We start from the raw sequence: 19,577 nt of genomic DNA, 5'->3' as shown, positions 1-19,577 counted from the left end.
CCGTCGTCGCCTTCGACGGGATGCGGCCCCTTCCACGACGGCGCGTCGGCCGCCGGGCCGGGAGATGCCAGGGCCCCGCGGCGACGGCCGGGGGTGGGGTGGCCGTGTCGCGGGGCCCTGGGGTGTGCGTCGGCGTCAGGGCGGCGCCGACGCCGGAGGCGGCGCCGGGGAGGGGGAGGCGCCGCCGGCTTCTCGGACCGGCGTGTGCGGAGCGTCGTCCGCGGAGCGGTCGGTCCAGGGCGTCCCCGGGACCGACCGCTGTACCCCTGCCGCAGCAGGGGATCGCGACCGGGCTGCTGTCCCCTGCTGTCCGGTCACGTCACCGGAGCGAGGTCCCACGACGCGCGTTCCCCTGCAGGGGTGCACGGGCGTCTCATCGCTCCGGTGGCACCGCCCCTCTGCCGCCGGGCCCAGTCGGCACAAGGACACCCGGCCCAACGAAGCCCGCGCGGGCCGGTCACGCACCGTACGGGTGAGTCGTGGGGCGCCGTGTGTACGCCGGGCCGGGAGCGGACGGTGCGATCAGGCGCGTCCGCGGCTGAGTTCGAGCAGTGTCATCGCCATGGTCGTGCCGGGCCTGCCCAGTTCGTCGCGGTAGCGGGCGAGGATCTCCATCTCGCGGGCGAGGTGGACGCGGCGACCGCCGGAGGCGATGCGCGCGCGCTGGATGCCGGCCGAGACCGTCATCCGTTCGCGTACCAGGGCGATGATCTGTTCGTCCAGGGCGTCGATGCGGCGCCGGCCGTCGTCGATCTCCCCGGCGGGCGGCTGGGGCCCGTGCGCGGTGCCGGTCGCCCTGGTCGTGGTGGTCGCCGTCGTGGCGGTGGTCGTCGTGGCGGTGGTCGTGCTCATCCGAGGTGGCTCCTCGCTCCGGGCCTGTGCCCGGATCGGTCGGGGGAGGAGCCCCGTCCGCCACGGCCCGGGACGGGAGACGCGAGGCGCCCCGGGCCGTGGCCGGCCCGGGGCGCCTGGAAGGTCGCGTATCAGCTCACGCGGCGACCATGGCAGCCGGACGGGCCGGTGCCATAGGTAAACCAGAAGGTCGTGTGCGTGTGCATGCGCCCCAGTATGCCACCGCCCCGTGTCGTGTCCACCGGACGTCTCACCCTGCGGGACGCCCCGGGCGGCGACGGCAGGGCGCGTACGGGCGGCGCCGGGGGCCCGCACCGGGGCGGCCGGAGGCGCGTTCCCGCCCCGCTAGACTGGGCCGCACACCCCCGCTCCACCGCCGAAAGGCCACCCGTGCGCGACACCGCCCAGACCGCCGCCCCGGACACCGTGCTGGTCGTCGACTTCGGCGCGCAGTACGCCCAGCTCATCGCCCGCCGGGTGCGCGAGGCCCGGGTCTACAGCGAGGTCGTCCCGTCCACCATGCCGGTGGCGGAGATGCTCGCCAAGGACCCGAAGGCGATCATCCTCTCCGGCGGCCCCTCCTCCGTCTACGCCGAGGGCGCACCCTCCCTCGACCGCGCGCTCTTCGAGGCGGGCGTCCCCGTCTTCGGCATGTGCTACGGCTTCCAGTTGATGGCGCAGGTGCTCGGCGGCACCGTCGACAACACCGGCAGCCGCGAGTACGGGCGCACCGACCTGCACGTCTCCCGGTCCGGCTCGACCCTCTTCGAGGGCACCCCGGACGAGCAGCAGGTGTGGATGTCGCACGGCGACGCCTGCTCCGCCGCGCCGGAGGGCTTCGCGGTCACCGCGTCCACCGACATGGTGCCGGTGGCCGCGTTCGAGAACGACGAGCGGCAGCTCTACGGCGTGCAGTACCACCCCGAGGTGATGCACTCCACGCACGGCCAGCAGGTGCTGGAGCACTTCCTCTACCGGGGCGCGGGCCTGACTCCGTCCTGGACGACCAGCAGCATCGTCGACGAGCAGGTCGAGGCCATCCGGACGCAGGTCGGCAGCAAGCGCGCCCTCTGCGGACTCTCCGGCGGCGTCGACTCCGCCGTCGCCGCTGCGCTCGTGCAGAAGGCCATCGGCTCCCAGCTCACCTGCGTCTACGTCGACCACGGCCTGATGCGCCAGGGTGAGACCGAGCAGGTGGAGAAGGACTTCGTCGCGGCCACCGGCGTCCAGCTCAAGGTCGTCGACGCCGCCGACCGCTTCCTCGACGCGCTCGCCGGGGTCTCCGACCCGGAGCAGAAGCGGAAGATCATCGGCCGCGAGTTCATCCGCGTCTTCGAGCAGGCCCAGGCCGAACTCGTCGCGGAGGCCGGCGGGCAGAGCGGGGTCGCGGGAGAATATGCGTTCCTCGTCCAGGGCACGCTCTACCCGGACGTCGTCGAGTCCGGCGGCGGCACCGGCACGGCCAACATCAAGTCCCACCACAACGTGGGCGGGCTCCCCGAGGACCTGGAGTTCGAGCTGGTCGAGCCGCTGCGGAAGCTGTTCAAGGACGAGGTCCGGATGGTCGGCCAGGAGCTCGGGCTGCCGGAGGAGATCGTCCAGCGGCAGCCGTTCCCCGGCCCCGGCCTGGGCATCCGCATCGTCGGCGAGGTCACCCGCGAGCGCCTGGACGTCCTGCGCGCCGCCGACGCCATCGCCCGCGAGGAGCTGACCGCCGCCGGCCTGGACCGCGAGATCTGGCAGTGCCCGGTCGTGCTGCTCGCCGACGTCCGCTCCGTCGGCGTCCAGGGCGACGGCCGCACCTACGGTCACCCGGTCGTGCTGCGGCCCGTCTCCTCCGAGGACGCGATGACCGCCGACTGGTCCCGCCTCCCGTACGACGTGCTGGGCCGCATCTCCACCCGCATCACGAACGAGGTCCGCGACGTCAACCGCGTCGTCCTCGACGTCACCAGCAAGCCCCCGGGCACCATCGAGTGGGAGTGACCGGGTCGCCGCCCGCCCTCTCCCCGGTCAAACAGTCGCGCCACCGCTCACGTGTTCGAGCGGTGGCGCGGGCGTTTCCGCCCGCTACGCTGGGCGCACGGCCGAGAATCCCGTCCATGGGAGGACTGATGACCGCCGAGCCCGTGCAGAAGGCCGCCTCGTGGCCGATGCCGCCGCAGGACGGCTACACCGTGGACGACCTCTTCCGCCTGCCCGACCTCCCGCCGCACACAGAAGTGATCGACGGGAGCCTGGTCTTCGTGAGCCCGCAGCGAGACTTCCACACCCTCACCTTGTACCTGCTGGAGAACGGGCTCCGCCGGGCCGCCCCCGAAGAGTTGCGGGTGAAACGGGAGATGACCGTCGTTCTCACGCGACAGACGGCTCCGGAGCCGGACCTCATGGTCCTTCGCGCGGAAGCGGTCACCAGTCGGCGCCAGTCCCGGTACGAGGCGAAGGACGTCGTCCTCGCCGTCGAGGTGGTCTCCCCGGAATCGGAGGAACGGGACCGGGACACCAAGCCGCGCAAGTACGCGCGGGCAGGCATCCCGCACTTCTGGCGGGTGGAGATGACCGGTGACGACCGTCCGGTCGTGTACGTCTACGAGCTGGATCCGGCGACCCGCGCGTATGTGCCGACCGGCATCCACCACGATCAGCTCAAGGTGTCGGTGCCGTTCACGGTCGACATCGACCTCACGGAGATCGACCGCCTCTAGGGCCTGTCCTGGCCCTCCCCGGCCGGGTCGGCGTAGGCACCTGCGCGGGCGGCCGCCGCGGCGGCTTCGGCGGCGCGGACGGCGGCGGCCTCGTCCACTGGGTCCCCGGAGGCGAGCATGCGGTAGTACAGGGGTGCGGAGACGGCGCGGATCACTTCGGCGGGGTCGGTGCCCTCCGGAGCCTCGCCGCGAGCGACGGCCGCCACCACGCAGGGCGCCCACTCCGCGATCCGGGTCGCGTAGAAGCGGTGCAGCGCTGCCGAGGTGCGCGGGTCGCACGCCGCGGCTGCGATCACCGCGCGGAAGAGGGGCCCCTGGCGCGGGTCCGACAATGTGCGCTGTACCAGCAGGGCGTTCTCCCGCAGGTCGCCTCGGAGGGAACCCGTCTCGGTGCGGGGGAGTGACTGCTCCGCCATGTCCCGCAGCAGGTCGGCCACCAGGCCGGTGGGCGTTCCCCAGCGCCGGTACACGGTCGTGCGCCCCACGTCCGCCCGGCGCGCGACGTCGGCGAGGTCCAGGCCGGCGAAGCCGGACTCGGACAGCAGGTCTCCCGCCGCCCGCAGCACCGCTGCCCTGACCTGAGCGGTGCGTCCGCCCGGGCGCACGGTCCCCGGGGCTCCAGCGTCGGCGGTCATAACGGTACTCCGGTTCCTTTAATGGCAGGGCGACTGCTACTCTAAGTCCGAAGCCGTTAACGGGATCATGATCCCGTTAGGTGTTTCTGTGAGAGGCGAGGAGAGGGGTCGTCATGGAGTACAGGTCGCTGGGTGCGTCGGGGCTGAAGGTGCCTGCGCTGAGCTTCGGCGCCGGGACGTTCGGCGGCCGGGGCCCGCTCTTCGGGGCGTGGGGCACGACGGACGCGCGGGAGGCGCGCCGACTGGTGGGCATCTGCCTCGACGCCGGCGTGACGCTGTTCGACACCGCGGACGTCTACTCCGACGGCGCTTCGGAGGAGGTGCTCGGCCAGGCGATCAAGGGGCGGCGGGACGAGGTGCTGATCTCCACCAAGACCAGCCTTCCGACGGGAGACGGTCCCGCCGAGGCGGGCTCCTCCCGCTCGCGTCTGATCAGGGCCTGCGAGGACGCGCTCCGGCGGCTGGGCACCGACCACCTCGACCTCTTCCAGATGCACGCCTTCGATGCGGGCACGCCGGTCGAGGAGGTGCTCGCCACACTGGACGACCTGGTGCGGGCCGGGAAGGTCCGCTACGTGGGAGCCTCCAACTTCTCCGGCTGGCAGCTGATGAAGTCGCTCGCCACCGCGGAGCGCGACGCCCGCCCCCGCTACGTCGGGCACCAGGTCTACTACTCGTTGGCGGGGCGGGACTACGAGTGGGAACTCATGCCCCTGGGTGCCGACCAGGGGGTGGGGGCGATCGTGTGGAGCCCGCTCGCCTGGGGCCGGCTGACCGGGAAGGTCCGTCGGGGGAAGCCGCTGCCACCGGGCAGTCGGCTGCACGACACGGCCTCCTTCGCGCCGCCCGTCGAGGACGCGCACCTCTTCCGCGTCGTCGACGCCCTCGACGAGGTCGCCGCGCGCACCGGCCGTACGATCCCTCAGATCGCGATCGCCTGGTTGCTGCAGCGGCCGACGGTCGCCTCCGTCCTCGTCGGTGCGCGCAACGAGGAGCAGCTGCGCCAGAACCTCGGCGCCGTCGGCTGGTCGCTGGAGCCGGAGCACGCCGCGCTCCTGGACGCGGCGAGCGAGAAGGAGGCGCCGTACCCGTACTTCCCCTACCGGCGGCAGGAGGGCTTCGCCCGGCTGGACCCGCCGCTGGTCGCGGGGGCCGGCGCGGCTCTCTAGGCGCGGCGCTCTAGACGTGTTCGGAGATGAGGACCGCGGTGGTGTCGGGTTCCAGGGCCTCGAAGAGGTGGGGGACGTCGCCGGGGTAGGCGGTGTAGTCGCCGGGTGCGAGTTCGTGGGGCTCGTCGGCGATGCCGACGAGGGCGCGTCCGGTGCTGAGGACGACGTGCTCGACCGTGCCGGGCATGTGCGGGTCGGAGGCGCGCGGCGCGCCGGGCTGGTGGCAGATCCGGTAGACGTCGCGGCGGGCGTGCGGGGGGCAGGAGGACAGCAGCGTGGCGACGTAGTCGGCCTGCTCGGAGGAGAGCGCGGGCCCCTCGCCGGCGCGGATGAGCTGGACGTTCGGGCGCGGCGGGTCGACCAGGCGGGCGAACGGCACGTTCAGCGTGACGCTCAGCGCCCACAGTGTCTCGATGCTGGGATTGCCGGTGGCGGACTCCAGCTGGGAGAGCGTGGACTTGGCGATGCCGGCGCGGCGGGCGGTCTCGGCGAGGGAGAGCCCGGCGCGGCGGCGTTCCCGCTGCAGGGAGCCGGCGATGACGGCGAGCGGCGCGCCGCCGGTGGGCTGCTGGTCGTTCCGGGACATGGGTCGTTCGCTCCAGAGGTCGATCGTTCGGTTTGACGTACCGCCGTTCGTGTGTTCATTCTAGACGTCGTGCGTTCGATATGGCGGAACTCCCTCTCCGGTCTCGACCGGCAGCTGGCGCGCGACATCGGGTTGATCTGTGTCGCCGACGGCTTCGTCGGCCTGTCCTTCGGTGCCATCACGGTGAGCGCGGGGCTTCCCGTGTGGCTGCCGATGCTGCTGTCCCTGGTGGTGTTCGCGGGCGCGGCCCAGTTCCTGTTCGTGGGGCTGGTGGCCTCGGGCGGCAACCCGATCGCCGCCGTGGTCGCCGGCCTGCTCGTCAACGCCCGCCACGTGCCGTTCGGCTTCGCGGTCGGCGACGTGCTGGGCGACGGGTGGCTGCGGCGCCTGGTCGGCAGCCACCTGATGATCGACGAGACGGTGGCGTTCGCGCTGGGGCAGAAGGAGCCCGAGCGGCGGCGGGCCGCGTACTGGACGTGTGGCGTCGGCCTGTTCGTCTGCTGGAACGTGGGCGTGCTGGCCGGGGCGTTCGGCGGCACGGTGGTCACGGACACCGACGCCTTCGGGCTCGACGCCGCGTTCCCCGCGGTGCTGCTCGCGCTGGTGCTGCCGTCGCTGAAGGACCGGCCGACCCTGCGGGCGGTCCTGGTGGGTGTGGCGATCGCGCTGGCCACGGCGCCGTTCCTGCAGGCCGGACTGCCGGTGCTGCTGGCGCTGCTCGGGGTGCTCGTGTCCCTGCGCGGCGGCGCTCGGGGTGACGGCGGCGACCCGAGCGGCGTGGGTGACGAGGGCGACGAGGACGACGACGCGGCCGGGACGGCCCGGACCTCGAAGGAGACGGTGCGATGAGCGACACGTCCATGACCCTGGTGGTCGCCGCTTTCGTACTCGGCGCGGGCACGTTCGCGTTCCGCCTCGCCGGGCCCGTGCTGCGCGCGCGGGTCGAGCTCTCGCCGCGGGTGGAGCGGCTGATGGGCACCTCGGCGGTGGTGCTGCTGGCCGCGCTGGTCGCGACGGCGGCCCTGCTCGAGGGACACGAGTTCGCGGGGTGGGCACGGCCCGCGGGGGTGGCCGTCGGCGGCGTGCTGGCCTGGCGCCGGGCGCCGTTCCTGGTCGTGGTCCTCGCGGCTGCGGCCACGGCGGCGGGCCTGCGCCTGCTCGGCGTCCCCTGAACGCCGCCTGCCCGCACACCGCCTGCCCGCACACCGCCTGTTGCGGCGCGCGGGCAGGATGCCGTGCGGGGGGCTACGCGGCGCGGTCGACCAGGGAGGCGAAGACCACCACGTTGTCGCTGTAGTAGCGCTCCTCCTCGTCGTACGCTCCGCCGCAGGTGATCAGACGGAGGCCGGCGTGGTCGAGATTCCGGTACACCTCGACGGTCGGGAAGTCGTTCTTCGGGTACCGCTCCACGCGGTCGACCTCGAACGTCGCCTTCCGTCCGTCCTCGCGGAGCACGTCCACCCGGTCGCCCGCGCCCAGCTTGCCGAGCGGGAAGAACACGGACTGCTCGCCGTCCCAGGTCACGTGTCCGGCGATCACCGCCGGTCCCCGTTCGCCGGGCGTCGGACCGGGCGTGTACCAGCCGGCCTTCTCGTGGTCCTGCGGGGTCTCCATGGCGCCGTTGCTCTGCCGTCCCAGGTCCACGAGCGGGGAGGAGACGTCGATCGACGGGATCGAGATCCGGACCGGCTCGGACTCCGGCAGCACCGGCCCGCGTGCCTTCTCGCCCTCCTCCTGCCCACCGCCGTCGGACGGTGCGTCCGACGGCGCGGGGACGTCACGTTCGGACTGGGACCGGGAGGGCGGCGAAGGCGGCTCCGGCTCCTGCCGGGACAGTCCCAGGACGAGCAGCGTCGCGGCCACGGCGGCGAAGGCCACCGCGGCCACGACGAAGCCGCGTGTACGCGTCGTGCCGGGCATCGGTTCAGCCGTCGAGGCGTGTCCGACGGCGCATCATCACCAGCGCACCGGCCGCGCCCACCAGGCCGACACCGCCGGCCGCGATCAGGCCGGGGGACTCGATGCCGCCGGTGCCCTCACCGCCGGTCTCCACGCCGCCGACCGGCATGGAGCCGATCGCGGCGCCCTTGACCATGCCGCAGTTCGCCGGGGCCGTGGCCTCGAGCGGCAGCTTGGGGTCGAGTTCGCTCTTGCCCGCGTCGGCGTCGTACTTGCCGTTGTCGTTGACGTCGATGCCGTGCTGCACGAGGTGCAGGTCCTTGATGTGCTCGGCGACGTCGTCCGACACCTCGATGGTGCGCTCGTAGGACAGGTTGCCGTCCCCGTCGGCCTTCGGCATCCGGTCCACGGCCAGGCCGCTGTCCATGGACGTGTCGCCCTTCGTGGTCAGCGAGATCATGATGTCGCCGTAGGAGGGCAGCCCCTCGACCGTGGAGACGATGCCGTCGCCGTTCTTGTCGGCGTCCGGAGTGGGGCAGACGAAGTCCTTGCCCTCGGTGGAACCGTGCAGGTGCTGTGCGTGCGGCGCGTTCGGGGTCATGCCCTCGGCCTCGACCTTCACGGTCAGCTCGTTGCCCTCGACACTGAGGAACGCGGTGCCGGTGGCGCCGGAGTCGCTGAGCTGCTTCAGGTCGATCTGGTGGGCGTCGCCGTCTGCGGCGGAGGCCGGGCCCGCGACGCCGAGCGTCAGGGCCGCTGGGAGTGCGGCGAGTACGGCGATGCGGGTGGCGCGGCTGAGTATCACGGATGATCACCTTCCGTCGGGCCGTGTGTGGCGGCCGCCCTTCCTCGGCTCGCAGTCGGCGAGTCCCTCACGACGTCCCGCCGGGCCGCGGAAGGGCGACCTGTGCCCCTCATTCGCCACGACCCAGGGGGGCGGATTGGTCCCCGTTCGGGAATTTCCCGGAGCCGCGGGTCGTGCGCGCCGTCGGTGCAGTTCACGGGGGCGAGGGGCGCTGCATTTCCTGGACGATGCGTCGCGCGGCGCCGGACTCCCCGGGCCGGCTCCGGGGCCTGGACCCTCCTCGACGCCCCATCCGGCCGCCGGGCGTCAGCGGCGGTGCGGCCTGCGGGCGCCGTGGTCGAACGAGGCGGAGTCCGCGCCGCGCAACGGCGCGGCCTGACGGCGGAGTTCGTGCAGCGACCGGTCCAGGTCGCCGGCCAGCAGGTCCGCCAGGTCGTGCGTCATGCCGTTCCGGACCACGAACCGCAGTGCCTGGATGTCCTCGCGGTTCTCCGGGAACGTGTACGCGGGCACCAGCCAGCCGCGTTCCCGCAGGTGGGCGGCGACGTCGAAGACCGAGTAGCCGGTGACTTCCGGCCGCAGCGTGCAGGCGAAGACGGGCAGTTGGTCGCCGTGCGTGATCAGTTCGAAGGGCCCCAGCGCGGCGATCCGGTCGGCCAGCCCCATGGCGACCTCGCGGCAGTAGCCCTGGACCCGCCGGTAACCGTCGAAGCCCAGCCGCAGGAACGTGTAGTACTGCGCGGCGACCTGGGCCCCCGGCCGGGAGAAGTTGAGCGCGAACGTCGGCATGTCGCCGCCCAGGTAGTTCACCCGGAACACCAGGTCCTCGGGGAGCCCGTCCCGGTCCCGCCAGACGACCCAGCCCACGCCCGGATAGACCAGCCCGTACTTGTGGCCGGAGGTGTTGACGGACGCGACGCGCGGCAGCCGGAAGTCCCATCGCAGATCCGGGTCGCAGAACGGCGCGATCATCGCGCCGGAGGCGCCGTCGACGTGCACGGGGACGTCGAGCCCGTCCCGGTCCCGGAGCGCGTCCAGCGCGGCGCAGATGTCCGCGACGGGCTCGTAGGAGCCGTCGTACGTCGAACCGAGCACGGCCACCACGCCGATGGTGTTCTCGTCGCACCGCTCCACGGCCCGGTCGGGCGTGAGGTGGTGGACGTCGCCCTCCATCGGCACCAGCCGCGCCTCCACGTCCCAGTAGGCCGCGAACTTCTCCCAGCACACCTGGACGTTCGAGCCCATCACCAGGTTGGGGCGGTCGGCGGGCAGCCCGGCCGCGCGACGGGCCTGCTGCCAGCGGCGCTTCAGCGCGAGCCCGGCCAGCATGCACGCCTCGCTCGACCCGGTCGTCGAACAGCCGGGCGCGTCCCCCGGCTCCGGCGCGTGCCACAGCTCGGCGAGCATCCGCACGCACCGCTCCTCCAGGGCGGCGGTGCGCGGGTACTCGTCCTTGTCGATCATGTTCTTGTCGAAGCAGTCCGCCATCAGCCGGTCGGCCTGCGGCTCCATCCACGTCGTCACGAACGTGGCGAGGTTGAGCCGCGCGTTCCCGTCCAGCATCAGCTCGTCCCGCACGATCCGGTACGCCAGCTCCGGGTCCATCTCCCCGGCCGGCATCGTCTCGCGCGGCACCTCGGGCGGCTCGGCGGCGAACATCGGGCTCACCGCGAGCACGTCCCGCCGGCCCTCCCGCGCAGACTCCCGTGACCCGCTCACCCCTCCACGCTAGGCCGGGCCCTCCCGGCCCGCTCCCCGGCCTGACCCGTTCGGCGGACGGCAGGCCGCCCGCCCGCGCCGGGCCGGCGCCGCGAACCGCCGGACCGGGCGCTGCCGGCGCCGCGTCCGCGGAGCTTGCGAGACGGGGCGTCAGACCAGGCGGCGGGCGGTGGCCCAGCGGGTGAGTTCGTGGCGGTTGGAGAGCTGGAGCTTGCGCAGCACCGCGGAGACGTGTGACTCGACGGTCTTGACGGAGATGAAGAGCTGCTTGGCGATCTCCTTGTACGCGTAGCCGCGCGCGATCAGCCGCAGCACCTCGCGCTCGCGCTGGGTGAGCCGGTCCAGGTCCTCGTCGACCGGCGGCGCGTCGGTGGAGGCGAAGGCGTCCAGCACGAAGCCCGCCAGGCGCGGGGAGAAGACGGCGTCGCCGTCGGCGACCCGGAACACCGCGTCGACCAGGTCGGCGCCGGTGATGGTCTTGGTGACGTAGCCGCGTGCGCCGCCGCGGATGACGCCGATGACGTCCTCGGCGGCGTCGGAGACGGACAGCGCGAGGAACCGCACGGGCTGCTCGGCCGCGCCCATCAGCGAGGTGCTGCGCCGCAGCACCTCCACCCCGCCGCCGCCCGGCAGGTGCACGTCCAGCAGGACGACGTCCGGCCGGGTGGCCTGGATGACCGTCATCGCCTGGTCGACGTCGCCGGCCTCGCCGACGACCTCCACCCCGGTCGCCTCGGTGCGGCCGATCTCCGCCTGCACGCCCGCCCGGAACATCCGGTGGTCGTCGACGAGCACGACGCGCGCGCGACGGCCCTCCGTCGTGGGTGCCGTGGTCTGCTGCTCGCTCACGCTTCCGCCCTCTCCATCTCCAGCTCCACCTCCGTGCCGCCGCCCGCGGCGGGGCGGATGCGGGCCGTGCCGCCGTTGCGCTCCATCCGGCCGATGATCGACTCGCGGACGCCCATCCGGTCGGCCGGCACCGCGTCCAGGTCGAAGCCCGGGCCGCGGTCGCGTACGGACACGAAGACCGTACGGCCCTCGACCTCCGCGAAGACCTGGACCGTGCCGCCTTCGCCACCGTACTTGGCGGCGTTGACCATCGCCTCGCGCGCCGCCTGGACCTGGGCGCCCAGCCGTTCGTCCAGTGCGCAGTCGCCGACGCAGACCACCTCGACCGGCACCCCGTGGTCGTCCTCGACCTCGGCGGCCGTGGCCTTCACCGCCTCGGCGACGGTGCCGGGCTCGTCGGACTCGTCCTTGCCGTTGCCCTGCGGCTTGTAGAGCCACACCCGCAACTCGCGCTCCTGTGCCCGCGCCAGGCGTGCGACCTCGCGCGGGTCGTCGGCGTTCCGCTGGATGAGGGTGAGGGTGTGCAGCACCGAGTCGTGGACGTGCGCGGCGACTTCGGCCCGTTCCTGGGCGCGGATGCGCATCAGCCGCTCCTCGGAGAGGTCCTGCATCATCCGCACCAGGTACGGGCCCGCGAGCAGCGCGATGCCCACCACCACGGCCAGCGACGCCTGGAGCACCTGGCCCAGATGCTCGACCGAGCCCTGGACCACGACGATGCCGGTGACCCCCGCCAGCACCAGCAGCACCCCGGCGGCGCTGCGCGCGAACGGCATCAGGCGGGTACGGCGGCTGACCTCGGCCCAGTGGGAGCGGCGGGCGTTGTCCGCCTGCCGCCACACCACCACCACGCCGACCGTGATGAGGATCAGCGGCCACAGATAGGCGTTCACCGGGCCGAACGGCAGCGGGTCGCCCACCACCACCACGGCGGCGAGCAGCACGCACAGCGCGAGGACGGGACCCTTGTCGATCTTCCGGACCAGGCGCGGGCGGGCGGCCTTGCGGGACGCCGCCTGGACGCCTCCCGTGCCCAGCGGCACCACCACCCAGAACGCCGCGTAGAGCACGACGCCGAGGCCGTTCACCGAACAGAGCACGACGAACGCGATGCGGACCCACGACACCGGCAGGGCCAGGTGGCCGGCCAGGCCGCGCGCGACGCCGCCCAGCATCCGTCCCTCCGCGGACCGGTAGAGCTTCCGCAGCGGCGGCTCGTCGTCGTCGCCGGGGGCGGGACGCGGCGGCGCCGGGGCGGAGGGGGCGGCGGAGGTCATGCCTCGATGGTCACACGCGGGGGCCGCCCGGACATCAGGGTCGGCCCTGAGGCGACCCGGAGGTCCGGGCCCGCCCCGCCCCGCGCCCGGCCCGCCCCGCCCCGCGCCCGGCCCGCCCCGGCCCGCCCCGCGCCCGCCGGGACCCGGTGCACGCCGATCTCAGGGTCGCCTCCGGGTCGGGCCCCGATGCCGCGGGGCGCGGCGGCGGGGGAGCATGGGGCGCATGAACGACGCTCCGCAGCCGCCGTCCCCGCCGGGCCCGAGCCTGCGCAAGGAGGCGCCGGCGACGGACGGCACTGCGGCTCCGGACGGACTGGACGCTCCGCGGCGGCCGGACCGGCCCGATGCACCCGAGCGGCCGGGGCGGCTGCTGCGCAGCAGCCGCCACAAGGTGGTCGGCGGTGTCTGCGGCGGCCTCGGCCGGTACTTCGACCTCGACCCGGTCGTCTTCCGGGTGCCGGTCGCCGTGCTGTCGCTGATCGGCGGCCTCGGTCTGGTCTTCTACGGCTTCGCCTGGCTCATCGTGCCCGCCGAGGGAGAGCGCGAGAACGAGCTGCGCCGCCTGCTGTCCGCGCGGGTGGACGGGGCGTCGCTGTCGGCGATCCTCGTCGCCCTGGTGGGCTGCGGCCTGTTCCTGGCCTCCCTGCGGGCCGGCTACACCTCGTTCTCCCTGCTGGTGGCGGGCGCGGTGGGTGGTGCCGCGTACTGGTCGCAGCGGCGCCGGGCGGAGGCGGTGGGCGCGGAGGGGGCGTCCGTGGACCCGGCCACGGCGCATGCCGTGGCGGACGCGCCCCCGGAGACGCAGGCGCCCCCGGTGCCGTCGACGCCCTCGTGGTGGCGCGAGCCGCTCACGAAGGACGGCACCCCCGCCAGGGAGAGCGGCTACCTGTGGGGGCCGGACACCGAGAGCGCGTACACCGCCGCCGACAAGGCGGCCTTCCGGCGAAGGCAGCGGGAACGCCGGTCGTCCGGCGGGCCGGTCTTCGCCCTGGCCTCGGTCGTCGGCCTGGCGGCCTTCGGCATCGCCCTGGGCAGCCGCTGGCTCCTCGCGGACAGCCTGGTCATCGGCCTCTCCTGCGCGCTTCTGGTGTACGGCCTCGCGCTGGCCGTCACCGCTTTCACCGGGCGCGTCGGCGGCGGCACGCTCTTCATGGTCCTGGTCACCGGGCTCGCCCTCGCGGCCGCCTCCCTGCTGCCGCAGGACATCGCCGCCGACTGGGAGGAACGCCGCTGGGCGCCCGTCTCGGCGGCCGCCGTCGCCCCCCACTACGAACAGGGCACCGGTCGCGCGACGCTCGACCTGAGCCGGGTGCGTCCCGGCGCGGGCGACGGCCTGCGGACGCGGGCCCGGCTCGGCGCGGGCGAACTGCGGGTGCTGGTGCCCGACGACGTCGTGGTGCGGGCGGACATCGAGGTCGGCGTCGGCGGCTACCGGCTGGAGCCGGCGTCCGCCGCCCCCGCCCCGCCCGTCCCCGACCCCGGAGACCGCGACGGCGCGCCGGAGCCCGGCCGCCCGGGTGGGCCGGCCGACGCGACGGGCGGCGGCCTCGGCGTGACGGCCACACGTACGCTGCCGCCGCCGGAGGGCGCGGAGCCGCAGGGCACGCTGACCCTCGACCTGGACGTCGGCGTCGGCGAGGTCGTCGTCGAACGGACGGAGCGACCACGGACCGGCGAGGAGGGCGCGCGATGACCCGGCACCGTTTCGAGCCGGCACGGCTTGCCATGGGGATCCTGCTGTGCGGAGCAGCCGTCGTGTACCTGCTGGACGGGCTCGGCGTGATCGGCGTTCACCCCGCGCCGCTCGCCCTCATGGTGCCCGCCACGCTGATGCTCGGCGCCGTGGTGGCGGTGACCACCGTCCTTCTCCGCCACGCCCGGACGCGCCACGCCCGGACCCGCCGCCGTCGCCGCGCCGGGGCGCCCGCCCCCGACTGATCACGCCCGTCGCGGGCGGGCAACGCGGTGCGTGGGGCCCGGCCGACGGTGCGGGCGTCAGCCGTAGAGGGCGCGGCCCCGGCGTCGGCGCCGGCCGGCGAGCGCGGAGTCGAGGGACAGTCGCCCCGCGCCCGCCAGCAGCAGCGGCGTCCAGGCCATCAGGTACGCCAGGTCGTTGCCGTAGTAGTACGGCTCCGTCGACCAGGTCACGGTCAGCCAGAAGGAGAGGGAGATCAGCGCGCCGCCGAGCGCCGCGAGGCGGGTGAGGAGGCCGACCAGGGCTCCGGCGCCCACGGCGATCTCGCCGAAGGCGATCGCGTAGCCGAAGCCCTCCGGGCTCTTCAGCGCGAGGTCGACCATCCACTCGGCGCCGGCCGTCTCGCGGACGCCCTCGAGCATGGCGGTCAGCGAGCCGGGCCCGGTGCCGGAGAGGAAGCCGGGGTCGGTGAGCTTGTCGAGGCCGGCGTAGACGAACGTGCCACCGAGGAAGAGGCGCAGTGGCAGCAGTGCGGAGCGCGCGAGCGCGCCGCGTATACCGGTCGGGCCCTCGGCCCGTTCCAGGTCCGTCGTCATCGGCATCGTGATCCCGCCTTCCCGCTGCGCCGCGTTCCGGCCGGTGCCGGGTACGGCTGTTGTGGTCATGCCCGCTGCTGCCGTCGGACTACCACCGCGGAGTACGTGAGGGGAAGGGGAGGCGTTCAGACGCGAGTGCCGGAACGACGGCCGCCAGGGCGCGGCCCGTGCCCCCGACAGGGCGCCGACTGCGCCCCGGCGGGGCGCAGTTAGGCTCCGGGGCCATGGAAACCCTGATCGACGTATGCGTCGGGCTGCACATCCTGGGGATCGCCGCGCTGCTCGGCGGGTTCCTCGTCCAGATGAAGGCGATGGCCGCGGGCGAGGCCCGGGTGGTGCCCGCCATGCTGCACGGCGCCCTGCTGATGCTGGTCACCGGCATGGTGATGATCGGCCTCAAGCAGTGGGACGACATGACTGTCAACAATCCGAAGATCGCCCTCAAGCTGGCGCTGCTGGTGGTGATCCTCGGGCTGGTCTACGTCAAGCGGGACGAGGAGCGGCTCCCGGCACCGCTCTTCGGCGCCATCGGCGCCCTGACCACGGCGAACGTGTTCATCGCCGTGCTCTGGACGTAGCAGGCCGCGCGCCGCCCCGGGCCGTGGGAGCCGGGCTCCGGGACGGACTCCCGTTCGGGCTCCCGTTCAGGCCGGGCGGACCGCGCTGTGGAAGGGCATGTAGTCGATCGACTCGTACTTGATCACGTCGCCCGGCTTCGGGGCGTGGATCATCTGGCCGTTCCCCACGTAGATGCCGACGTGGGTCACGTCCGCGTAGAAGAAGACGAGGTCGCCGGGCTGCATCTGCGACCGGGGCACGGTCGTGCCGACCTCGACCTGGTCGTAGGTGGTGCGCGGCAGGCTCACCCCGGCGGCCGCCCAGGCGTCCTGGGTGAGTCCGGAGCAGTCGTACGAGTTGGGCCCGGTGGCACCCCACACGTACGGCTTGCCGAGCTGGGCCTCGGCGAAGGCGATCACCTTCGCCGTACCCGTCGCGGGGGTGTCCGCGCCGCCGCCCGGGTCCCCGGCCTCCTCCTCGCGCTCCCGCTGCTCCTCGCGGCGCCGCTCCGCCTCCTCGGCCTTGCGGCGCGCCTCGGCCTCCCGCCGCCGTTCGGCCGCGGCGAGCCGCGCCTTCTCCTCGGCGGTCAGTTCCGACAGCAGGTCGCGCGCGTCGGAGAGCTTGCCCTGGACGTCCTTCTTGCTCTCCCGCAACCTGTCCTGCGACGTGGTGAGCGTGGAGAGTTCCCGCTGCGCCTCGCCGCGCTTGCGCGCGGCCTCCTGCTTGCGCTCCGCGAAGGTCTCCACGGCCTGCTGCTGCCGCGCGGTCATCCGCTTCATCACGTGCCTCTGCGTGAAGTACCCCTGGGGGTCCTCGGAGAGCAGCAGCGTCGCGGTCCCCGAGAGGCCGCCGGTGCGGTACTGCGCGGCCGCGTACTGCCCGAGCGCGCGACGGGCGTCGTTGACCTCGCCGGCCCGGCGGGCGACCTGGTCGAGGAGGCCGTCGACCTTGTCGCGCTGCGCGTCCGCCTTCTCCTTGGCCGCGTTGTAGCGCTGCGTCTCCGCGCCCGCCTGCCGGTAGAGGGTGTCGACGCGCTGCCGCACCTCCTCCAGCGTCGGTTCGTCGTCCCGGGGGTCGGCGACGGCGCTCTGCGTGGAGAGCAGCGTGACGGAGGCCAGGGCCGCCGTGGTGACGGAGACCGCGCCGTTGCGGGACGCGGCGGTCTGGAGGATGCGGGTGCGCGGCTTGCGGTGGGACGCCAAGGCCACGGCTCCTTCCGGTCACCGGCGGAGGGGCCCGTCCGGCGGGGTGGGGGTGCCTGCTTGGCACGGCACGGTAGCGAAGTTGTGGGACCGGTGTGAAGGCGGTGACCGAAACGTCCGATATCTTTTCGTGACCTCGCAGAGGCGGATCCGACGTGTCGGTGGGGCGCTCTAGACTCCGTAGACGATGAGCAGCCTCTTCGACGACAGCTTCCTGGCCGACCTCGAGCCGACGGACCCGGTGGCCGGAGCCCCGGACGACGCGCCGCCGCCCCCGCCCGAGTCCGGTGGGCCCGCAGAGCCCGAGGAGGTCCCCGAGGGCCTCTTCACCGGGTCGTTCCAGGGGCGCGGCGGCGACGCGCACTACCGGGACGGCGCGCACCGTCCGGTGATCGACCCGGAGCAGCTGCTGGAGGGGATGAACGCACAGCAGCGCGCCGCCGTGCTGCACCACGGTTCGCCGCTGCTCATCGTCGCCGGCGCCGGCTCCGGCAAGACCCGGGTGCTGACGCACCGGATAGCGCACCTGCTGGCCGCGCGGCACGTGCACCCGGGGCAGATCCTCGCCATCACCTTCACCAACAAGGCGGCGGGCGAGATGAAGGAGCGCGTCGAGCAGTTGGTCGGGCCGCGCGCCGAGCGGATGTGGGTGTCCACCTTCCACAGCGCGTGCGTGCGCATCCTGCGCCGGGAGAGCAAGAAGCTCGGCTTCACCTCCAGCTTCTCCATCTACGACGCGGCCGACTCCAAGCGGCTGATGGCGCTGTGCTGCAAGGACCTCGACCTCGACCCGAAGCGGTACCCGCCGAAGGCGTTCAGCGCCAAGGTCTCGAACCTGAAGAACGAACTGGTCGACGAGGAGGACTTCGCGGCCAGGGCGAGCGAGGGCTACGAGAAGACCCTCGCCGAGGCGTACACGATGTACCAGGCGCGGCTCCGCGAGGCCAACGCCCTGGACTTCGACGACATCATCATGACCACCGTGCACCTGCTGCAGGCGTTCGGGGACGTCGCCGAGCACTACCGCCGCCGCTTCCGGCACGTGCTGGTCGACGAGTACCAGGACACCAACCACGCGCAGTACACGCTGGTGCGCGAGCTGGTCGGCACGGATCCGGAGCCGGGCCACGAGACCGACGACGGCGCGCACCCGAAGGCCGAGCTGTGCGTCGTCGGCGACGCCGACCAGTCCATCTACGCCTTCCGGGGCGCGACGATCCGCAACATCCTCCAGTTCGAGGAGGACTACCCGGACGCGACCACCGTCCTGCTCGAGCAGAACTACCGCTCGACGCAGACGATCCTGTCCGCGGCGAACGCCGTCATCGAGCGGAACGAGAACCGCCGCCCGAAGAACCTGTGGACGCAGGCAGGCAGCGGCACCTCCATCACCGGGTACGTCGCCGACACCGAGCACGACGAGGCGCAGTTCGTCGCCGAGGAGATCGACCGGCTGACCGACGCCGGGAAGGCGAAGGCGGGCGAGGTCGCGGTCTTCTACCGCACGAACGCCCAGTCCCGCGTCTTCGAGGAGATCTTCATCCGCGTCGGCCTGCCGTACAAGGTCGTCGGCGGTGTGCGGTTCTACGAGCGCCGGGAGGTCCGGGACATCCTGGCCTACCTGCGCGTGCTCGCGAACCCGGAGGACGCCGTCCCGCTGCGCCGCATCATGAACGTGCCCAAGCGGGGGATCGGCGACCGTGCGGAGGCGATGCTGGACGCGCTCGCCGCCCGCGAGAAGATCACCTTCCCGCAGGCCATGATCCGGGTCGACGAGGCGTACGGCATGGCGGCGCGGTCGGCCAACGCGGTGCGCCGGTTCAACGCGCTGATGGAGGAGCTGCGCACGGTCGCCGAGTCCGGCGCGGGCCCGGCCACCGTCCTGGAGGCCGTGCTGGAGCAGACCGGCTACCTCGCCGAGCTCCAGGCCTCCACGGACCCGCAGGACGAGACGCGGATCGAGAACCTCCAGGAGCTCGCCGCGGTGGCGCTGGAGTTCGAGCAGGAGCGGGACGAGGACGACCCGGGGACGCTGGCGGAGTTCCTGGAGCAGGTCGCGCTGGTCGCCGACTCCGACCAGATCCCCGACGCGGAGGAGGGCGAGGACGCCCCCGGCGTCATCACCCTGATGACGCTGCACACCGCAAAGGGCCTGGAGTTCCCCACCGTCTTCCTCACCGGCATGGAGGACGGCGTCTTCCCGCACATGCGGGCACTCGGCCAGACCAAGGAGCTGGAGGAGGAGCGACGCCTGGCGTACGTGGGGATCACGCGCGCCCGGGAACGGCTCTACCTCACACGGGCCACCCTGCGCAGCGCCTGGGGCCAGCCGCAGTACAACCCGCCGTCGCGCTTCCTGGAGGAGATCCCGCCGGCTTTCGTCGAGTGGCAGCGCACCGGACCCGCGGCGGCGCCCGGCAGCGGCTACGGCTCGAGCGGTGCGGGTGCCGGTGCGGGCGGCGGGCGCATGTCGCCGACGTCCGGCATCACCTCGGCCCTCGGGGCGGCCCGCCGTGCGGCGCCGACCGGGTTCGCGACGCGCAGGGCGAAGGAACGGCAGGTGGTGGCGCTGTCCGTGGGCGACCGCGTCACCCACGACACGTTCGGGCTGGGCACCGTCACGGCCGTGCGCGGCGGCGGGGACAACGCGGAGGCCACCATCGACTTCGGTGACGAGAAGCCGAAGCGGCTGCTGCTGCGGTATGCGCCGGTCGAGAAGCTCTGAGGCGCGGCCGGGACGCCCGGGACGCGGCGGCGCCGGAACGACGCGTGGGGGCGCGCGGGTTCATCCCGCGCGCCCCCACCTCGTC

The 19,577-nt window shown here is 73.5% G+C and carries 19 protein-coding genes; 9 read left to right on the top strand and 10 right to left on the bottom strand.

Annotation, left to right across the window (positions count from 1 at the left end; genetic code table 11):
* Window positions 1-522 precede the first annotated feature (522 nt).
* A complete protein-coding gene (locus tag K304_RS0108030) occupies window positions 523-852 on the bottom strand; it encodes a chorismate mutase (RefSeq protein WP_027763321.1) in 330 nt (109 codons plus the stop codon).
* A gap of 390 nt (window positions 853-1,242) precedes the next feature.
* On the opposite strand from K304_RS0108030, the gene guaA reads away from it, so the two are divergent.
* Both guaA and K304_RS0108020 read left to right on the top strand, forming a co-directional pair.
* The gene (guaA, locus tag K304_RS0108025; RefSeq protein WP_027763320.1) at window positions 1,243-2,838 is read left to right on the top strand and encodes a glutamine-hydrolyzing GMP synthase; all 1,596 of its coding nucleotides are present in this window, start codon (window positions 1,243-1,245) and stop codon (window positions 2,836-2,838) included.
* A gap of 116 nt (window positions 2,839-2,954) precedes the next feature.
* Window positions 2,955-3,557 carry a Uma2 family endonuclease gene (locus tag K304_RS0108020; RefSeq protein WP_027763319.1) on the top strand — a complete coding sequence of 201 codons (603 nt, stop codon included), beginning with the start codon at window positions 2,955-2,957 and terminating at the stop codon, window positions 3,555-3,557.
* On the opposite strand, the gene K304_RS27975 is transcribed toward K304_RS0108020, so the two are convergent.
* Window positions 3,554-4,192, bottom strand: coding sequence for a TetR/AcrR family transcriptional regulator (locus tag K304_RS27975; protein WP_051308108.1), 639 nt, complete (start codon window positions 4,190-4,192; stop codon window positions 3,554-3,556). The two genes, K304_RS0108020 and K304_RS27975, sit on opposite strands and share 4 nt — an antisense overlap.
* Before the next feature lie 113 nt (window positions 4,193-4,305).
* Between K304_RS27975 and K304_RS0108010 the strand changes: the two genes are divergently transcribed.
* Entirely contained in the window at window positions 4,306-5,361 is a 1,056-nt protein-coding gene (locus tag K304_RS0108010; RefSeq protein WP_027763318.1) for an aldo/keto reductase, read from the top strand.
* A 10-nt stretch (window positions 5,362-5,371) separates the two neighbouring features.
* Here K304_RS0108010 and K304_RS0108005 read toward each other — a convergent pair whose 3' ends face one another.
* Window positions 5,372-5,947 carry a helix-turn-helix domain-containing protein gene (locus K304_RS0108005; RefSeq protein ID WP_027763317.1) on the bottom strand — a complete coding sequence of 192 codons (576 nt, stop codon included), beginning with the start codon at window positions 5,945-5,947 and terminating at the stop codon, window positions 5,372-5,374.
* A 69-nt stretch (window positions 5,948-6,016) separates the two neighbouring features.
* Here K304_RS0108005 and K304_RS27970 point away from each other — a divergent pair, with 69 nt between their 5' ends.
* Both K304_RS27970 and K304_RS0107995 read left to right on the top strand, forming a co-directional pair.
* Complete coding sequence (locus K304_RS27970) at window positions 6,017-6,796, top strand: AzlC family ABC transporter permease (protein WP_051308105.1); 780 nt, start codon at window positions 6,017-6,019, stop codon at window positions 6,794-6,796.
* Window positions 6,793-7,119, top strand: coding sequence for an AzlD domain-containing protein (locus tag K304_RS0107995; RefSeq protein WP_027763316.1), 327 nt, complete (start codon window positions 6,793-6,795; stop codon window positions 7,117-7,119). Before K304_RS27970 ends, K304_RS0107995 begins: the two co-directional genes overlap by 4 nt.
* A 73-nt stretch (window positions 7,120-7,192) precedes the next feature.
* On the opposite strand, the gene K304_RS0107990 is transcribed toward K304_RS0107995, so the two are convergent.
* The 5 genes from K304_RS0107990 to K304_RS0107970 all read right to left on the bottom strand — a co-directional run bounded on the left by K304_RS0107990 (window position 7,193) and on the right by K304_RS0107970 (window position 12,496).
* On the bottom strand, window positions 7,193-7,867 hold the full coding sequence (locus K304_RS0107990; RefSeq protein ID WP_037789564.1) for a class F sortase: 675 nt from the start codon (window positions 7,865-7,867) through the stop codon (window positions 7,193-7,195).
* A 4-nt stretch (window positions 7,868-7,871) separates the two neighbouring features.
* Complete coding sequence (locus K304_RS0107985) at window positions 7,872-8,651, bottom strand: hypothetical protein (RefSeq protein WP_027763314.1); 780 nt, start codon at window positions 8,649-8,651, stop codon at window positions 7,872-7,874.
* 306 nt (window positions 8,652-8,957) lie between these two features.
* Complete coding sequence (gene gad / locus K304_RS0107980; protein WP_051308142.1) at window positions 8,958-10,310, bottom strand: glutamate decarboxylase; 1,353 nt, start codon at window positions 10,308-10,310, stop codon at window positions 8,958-8,960.
* Between the two features lie 210 nt (window positions 10,311-10,520).
* Window positions 10,521-11,144: a LuxR C-terminal-related transcriptional regulator gene (locus K304_RS0107975; protein WP_394813631.1), complete on the bottom strand. Its 624-nt coding sequence runs from the start codon at window positions 11,142-11,144 to the stop codon at window positions 10,521-10,523.
* 71 nt (window positions 11,145-11,215) lie between these two features.
* Window positions 11,216-12,496, bottom strand: a complete 1,281-nt coding sequence (locus K304_RS0107970) for an ATP-binding protein (RefSeq protein WP_027763311.1) — start codon at window positions 12,494-12,496, stop codon at window positions 11,216-11,218.
* A gap of 223 nt (window positions 12,497-12,719) precedes the next feature.
* On the opposite strand from K304_RS0107970, the gene K304_RS27965 reads away from it, so the two are divergent.
* A complete protein-coding gene (locus K304_RS27965; protein WP_078528785.1) occupies window positions 12,720-14,189 on the top strand; it encodes a PspC domain-containing protein in 1,470 nt (489 codons plus the stop codon).
* Window positions 14,186-14,434, top strand: coding sequence for a hypothetical protein (locus K304_RS32770; RefSeq protein WP_027763310.1), 249 nt, complete (start codon window positions 14,186-14,188; stop codon window positions 14,432-14,434). The genes K304_RS27965 and K304_RS32770 overlap by 4 nt, the downstream gene beginning before the upstream one ends.
* Window positions 14,435-14,491: 57 nt before the next feature.
* Here K304_RS32770 and K304_RS0107955 read toward each other — a convergent pair whose 3' ends face one another.
* The gene (locus K304_RS0107955; protein WP_027763309.1) at window positions 14,492-15,007 is read right to left on the bottom strand and encodes a DoxX family protein; all 516 of its coding nucleotides are present in this window, start codon (window positions 15,005-15,007) and stop codon (window positions 14,492-14,494) included.
* 224 nt (window positions 15,008-15,231) lie between these two features.
* Here K304_RS0107955 and K304_RS0107950 point away from each other — a divergent pair, with 224 nt between their 5' ends.
* On the top strand, window positions 15,232-15,585 hold the full coding sequence (locus tag K304_RS0107950) for a hypothetical protein (RefSeq protein ID WP_027763308.1): 354 nt from the start codon (window positions 15,232-15,234) through the stop codon (window positions 15,583-15,585).
* Between the two features lie 66 nt (window positions 15,586-15,651).
* On the opposite strand, the gene K304_RS0107945 is transcribed toward K304_RS0107950, so the two are convergent.
* Window positions 15,652-16,767, bottom strand: a complete 1,116-nt coding sequence (locus tag K304_RS0107945; protein ID WP_027763307.1) for an NlpC/P60 family protein — start codon at window positions 16,765-16,767, stop codon at window positions 15,652-15,654.
* 187 nt (window positions 16,768-16,954) lie between these two features.
* Here K304_RS0107945 and pcrA point away from each other — a divergent pair, with 187 nt between their 5' ends.
* Window positions 16,955-19,492 (top strand): DNA helicase PcrA, encoded by a 2,538-nt coding sequence (gene pcrA / locus K304_RS0107940; protein ID WP_027763306.1) that lies wholly within the window; start codon window positions 16,955-16,957, stop codon window positions 19,490-19,492.
* Window positions 19,493-19,577: the final 85 nt, after the last annotated feature.

The sequence above is a fragment of the Streptomyces sp. CNS606 genome (assembly GCF_000426325.1).
Note: the sequence above shows the minus strand (reverse complement) of the source record. Positions and strands in the feature narration are given on the sequence as shown.

Bases quoted from the DNA above. Each gene is read 5' to 3' on its own strand.
- K304_RS0107995 (WP_027763316.1), top strand. From the start codon at position 6,793: ATGAGCGACACGTCCATGACCCTGGTGGTCGCCGCTTTCGTACTCGGC.
- K304_RS0108020 (WP_027763319.1), top strand. From the start codon at position 2,955: ATGGGAGGACTGATGACCGCCGAGCCCGTGCAGAAGGCCGCCTCGTGG.
- K304_RS0107975 (WP_394813631.1), bottom strand. From the start codon at position 11,144: ATGTTCCGGGCGGGCGTGCAGGCGGAGATCGGCCGCACCGAGGCGACC.
- K304_RS27975 (WP_051308108.1), bottom strand. From the start codon at position 4,192: ATGACCGCCGACGCTGGAGCCCCGGGGACCGTGCGCCCGGGCGGACGC.
- K304_RS0107950 (WP_027763308.1), top strand. From the start codon at position 15,232: ATGGAAACCCTGATCGACGTATGCGTCGGGCTGCACATCCTGGGGATC.
- gad (WP_051308142.1), bottom strand. From the start codon at position 10,310: ATGTTCGCCGCCGAGCCGCCCGAGGTGCCGCGCGAGACGATGCCGGCC.
- K304_RS0107990 (WP_037789564.1), bottom strand. From the start codon at position 7,867: ATGCCCGGCACGACGCGTACACGCGGCTTCGTCGTGGCCGCGGTGGCC.
- K304_RS0107955 (WP_027763309.1), bottom strand. From the start codon at position 15,007: ATGACGACGGACCTGGAACGGGCCGAGGGCCCGACCGGTATACGCGGC.
- pcrA (WP_027763306.1), top strand. From the start codon at position 16,955: ATGAGCAGCCTCTTCGACGACAGCTTCCTGGCCGACCTCGAGCCGACG.
- K304_RS32770 (WP_027763310.1), top strand. From the start codon at position 14,186: ATGACCCGGCACCGTTTCGAGCCGGCACGGCTTGCCATGGGGATCCTG.
- K304_RS0108005 (WP_027763317.1), bottom strand. From the start codon at position 5,947: ATGTCCCGGAACGACCAGCAGCCCACCGGCGGCGCGCCGCTCGCCGTC.
- K304_RS0108010 (WP_027763318.1), top strand. From the start codon at position 4,306: ATGGAGTACAGGTCGCTGGGTGCGTCGGGGCTGAAGGTGCCTGCGCTG.
- K304_RS27965 (WP_078528785.1), top strand. From the start codon at position 12,720: ATGAACGACGCTCCGCAGCCGCCGTCCCCGCCGGGCCCGAGCCTGCGC.
- K304_RS0107970 (WP_027763311.1), bottom strand. From the start codon at position 12,496: ATGACCTCCGCCGCCCCCTCCGCCCCGGCGCCGCCGCGTCCCGCCCCC.
- K304_RS0108030 (WP_027763321.1), bottom strand. From the start codon at position 852: ATGAGCACGACCACCGCCACGACGACCACCGCCACGACGGCGACCACC.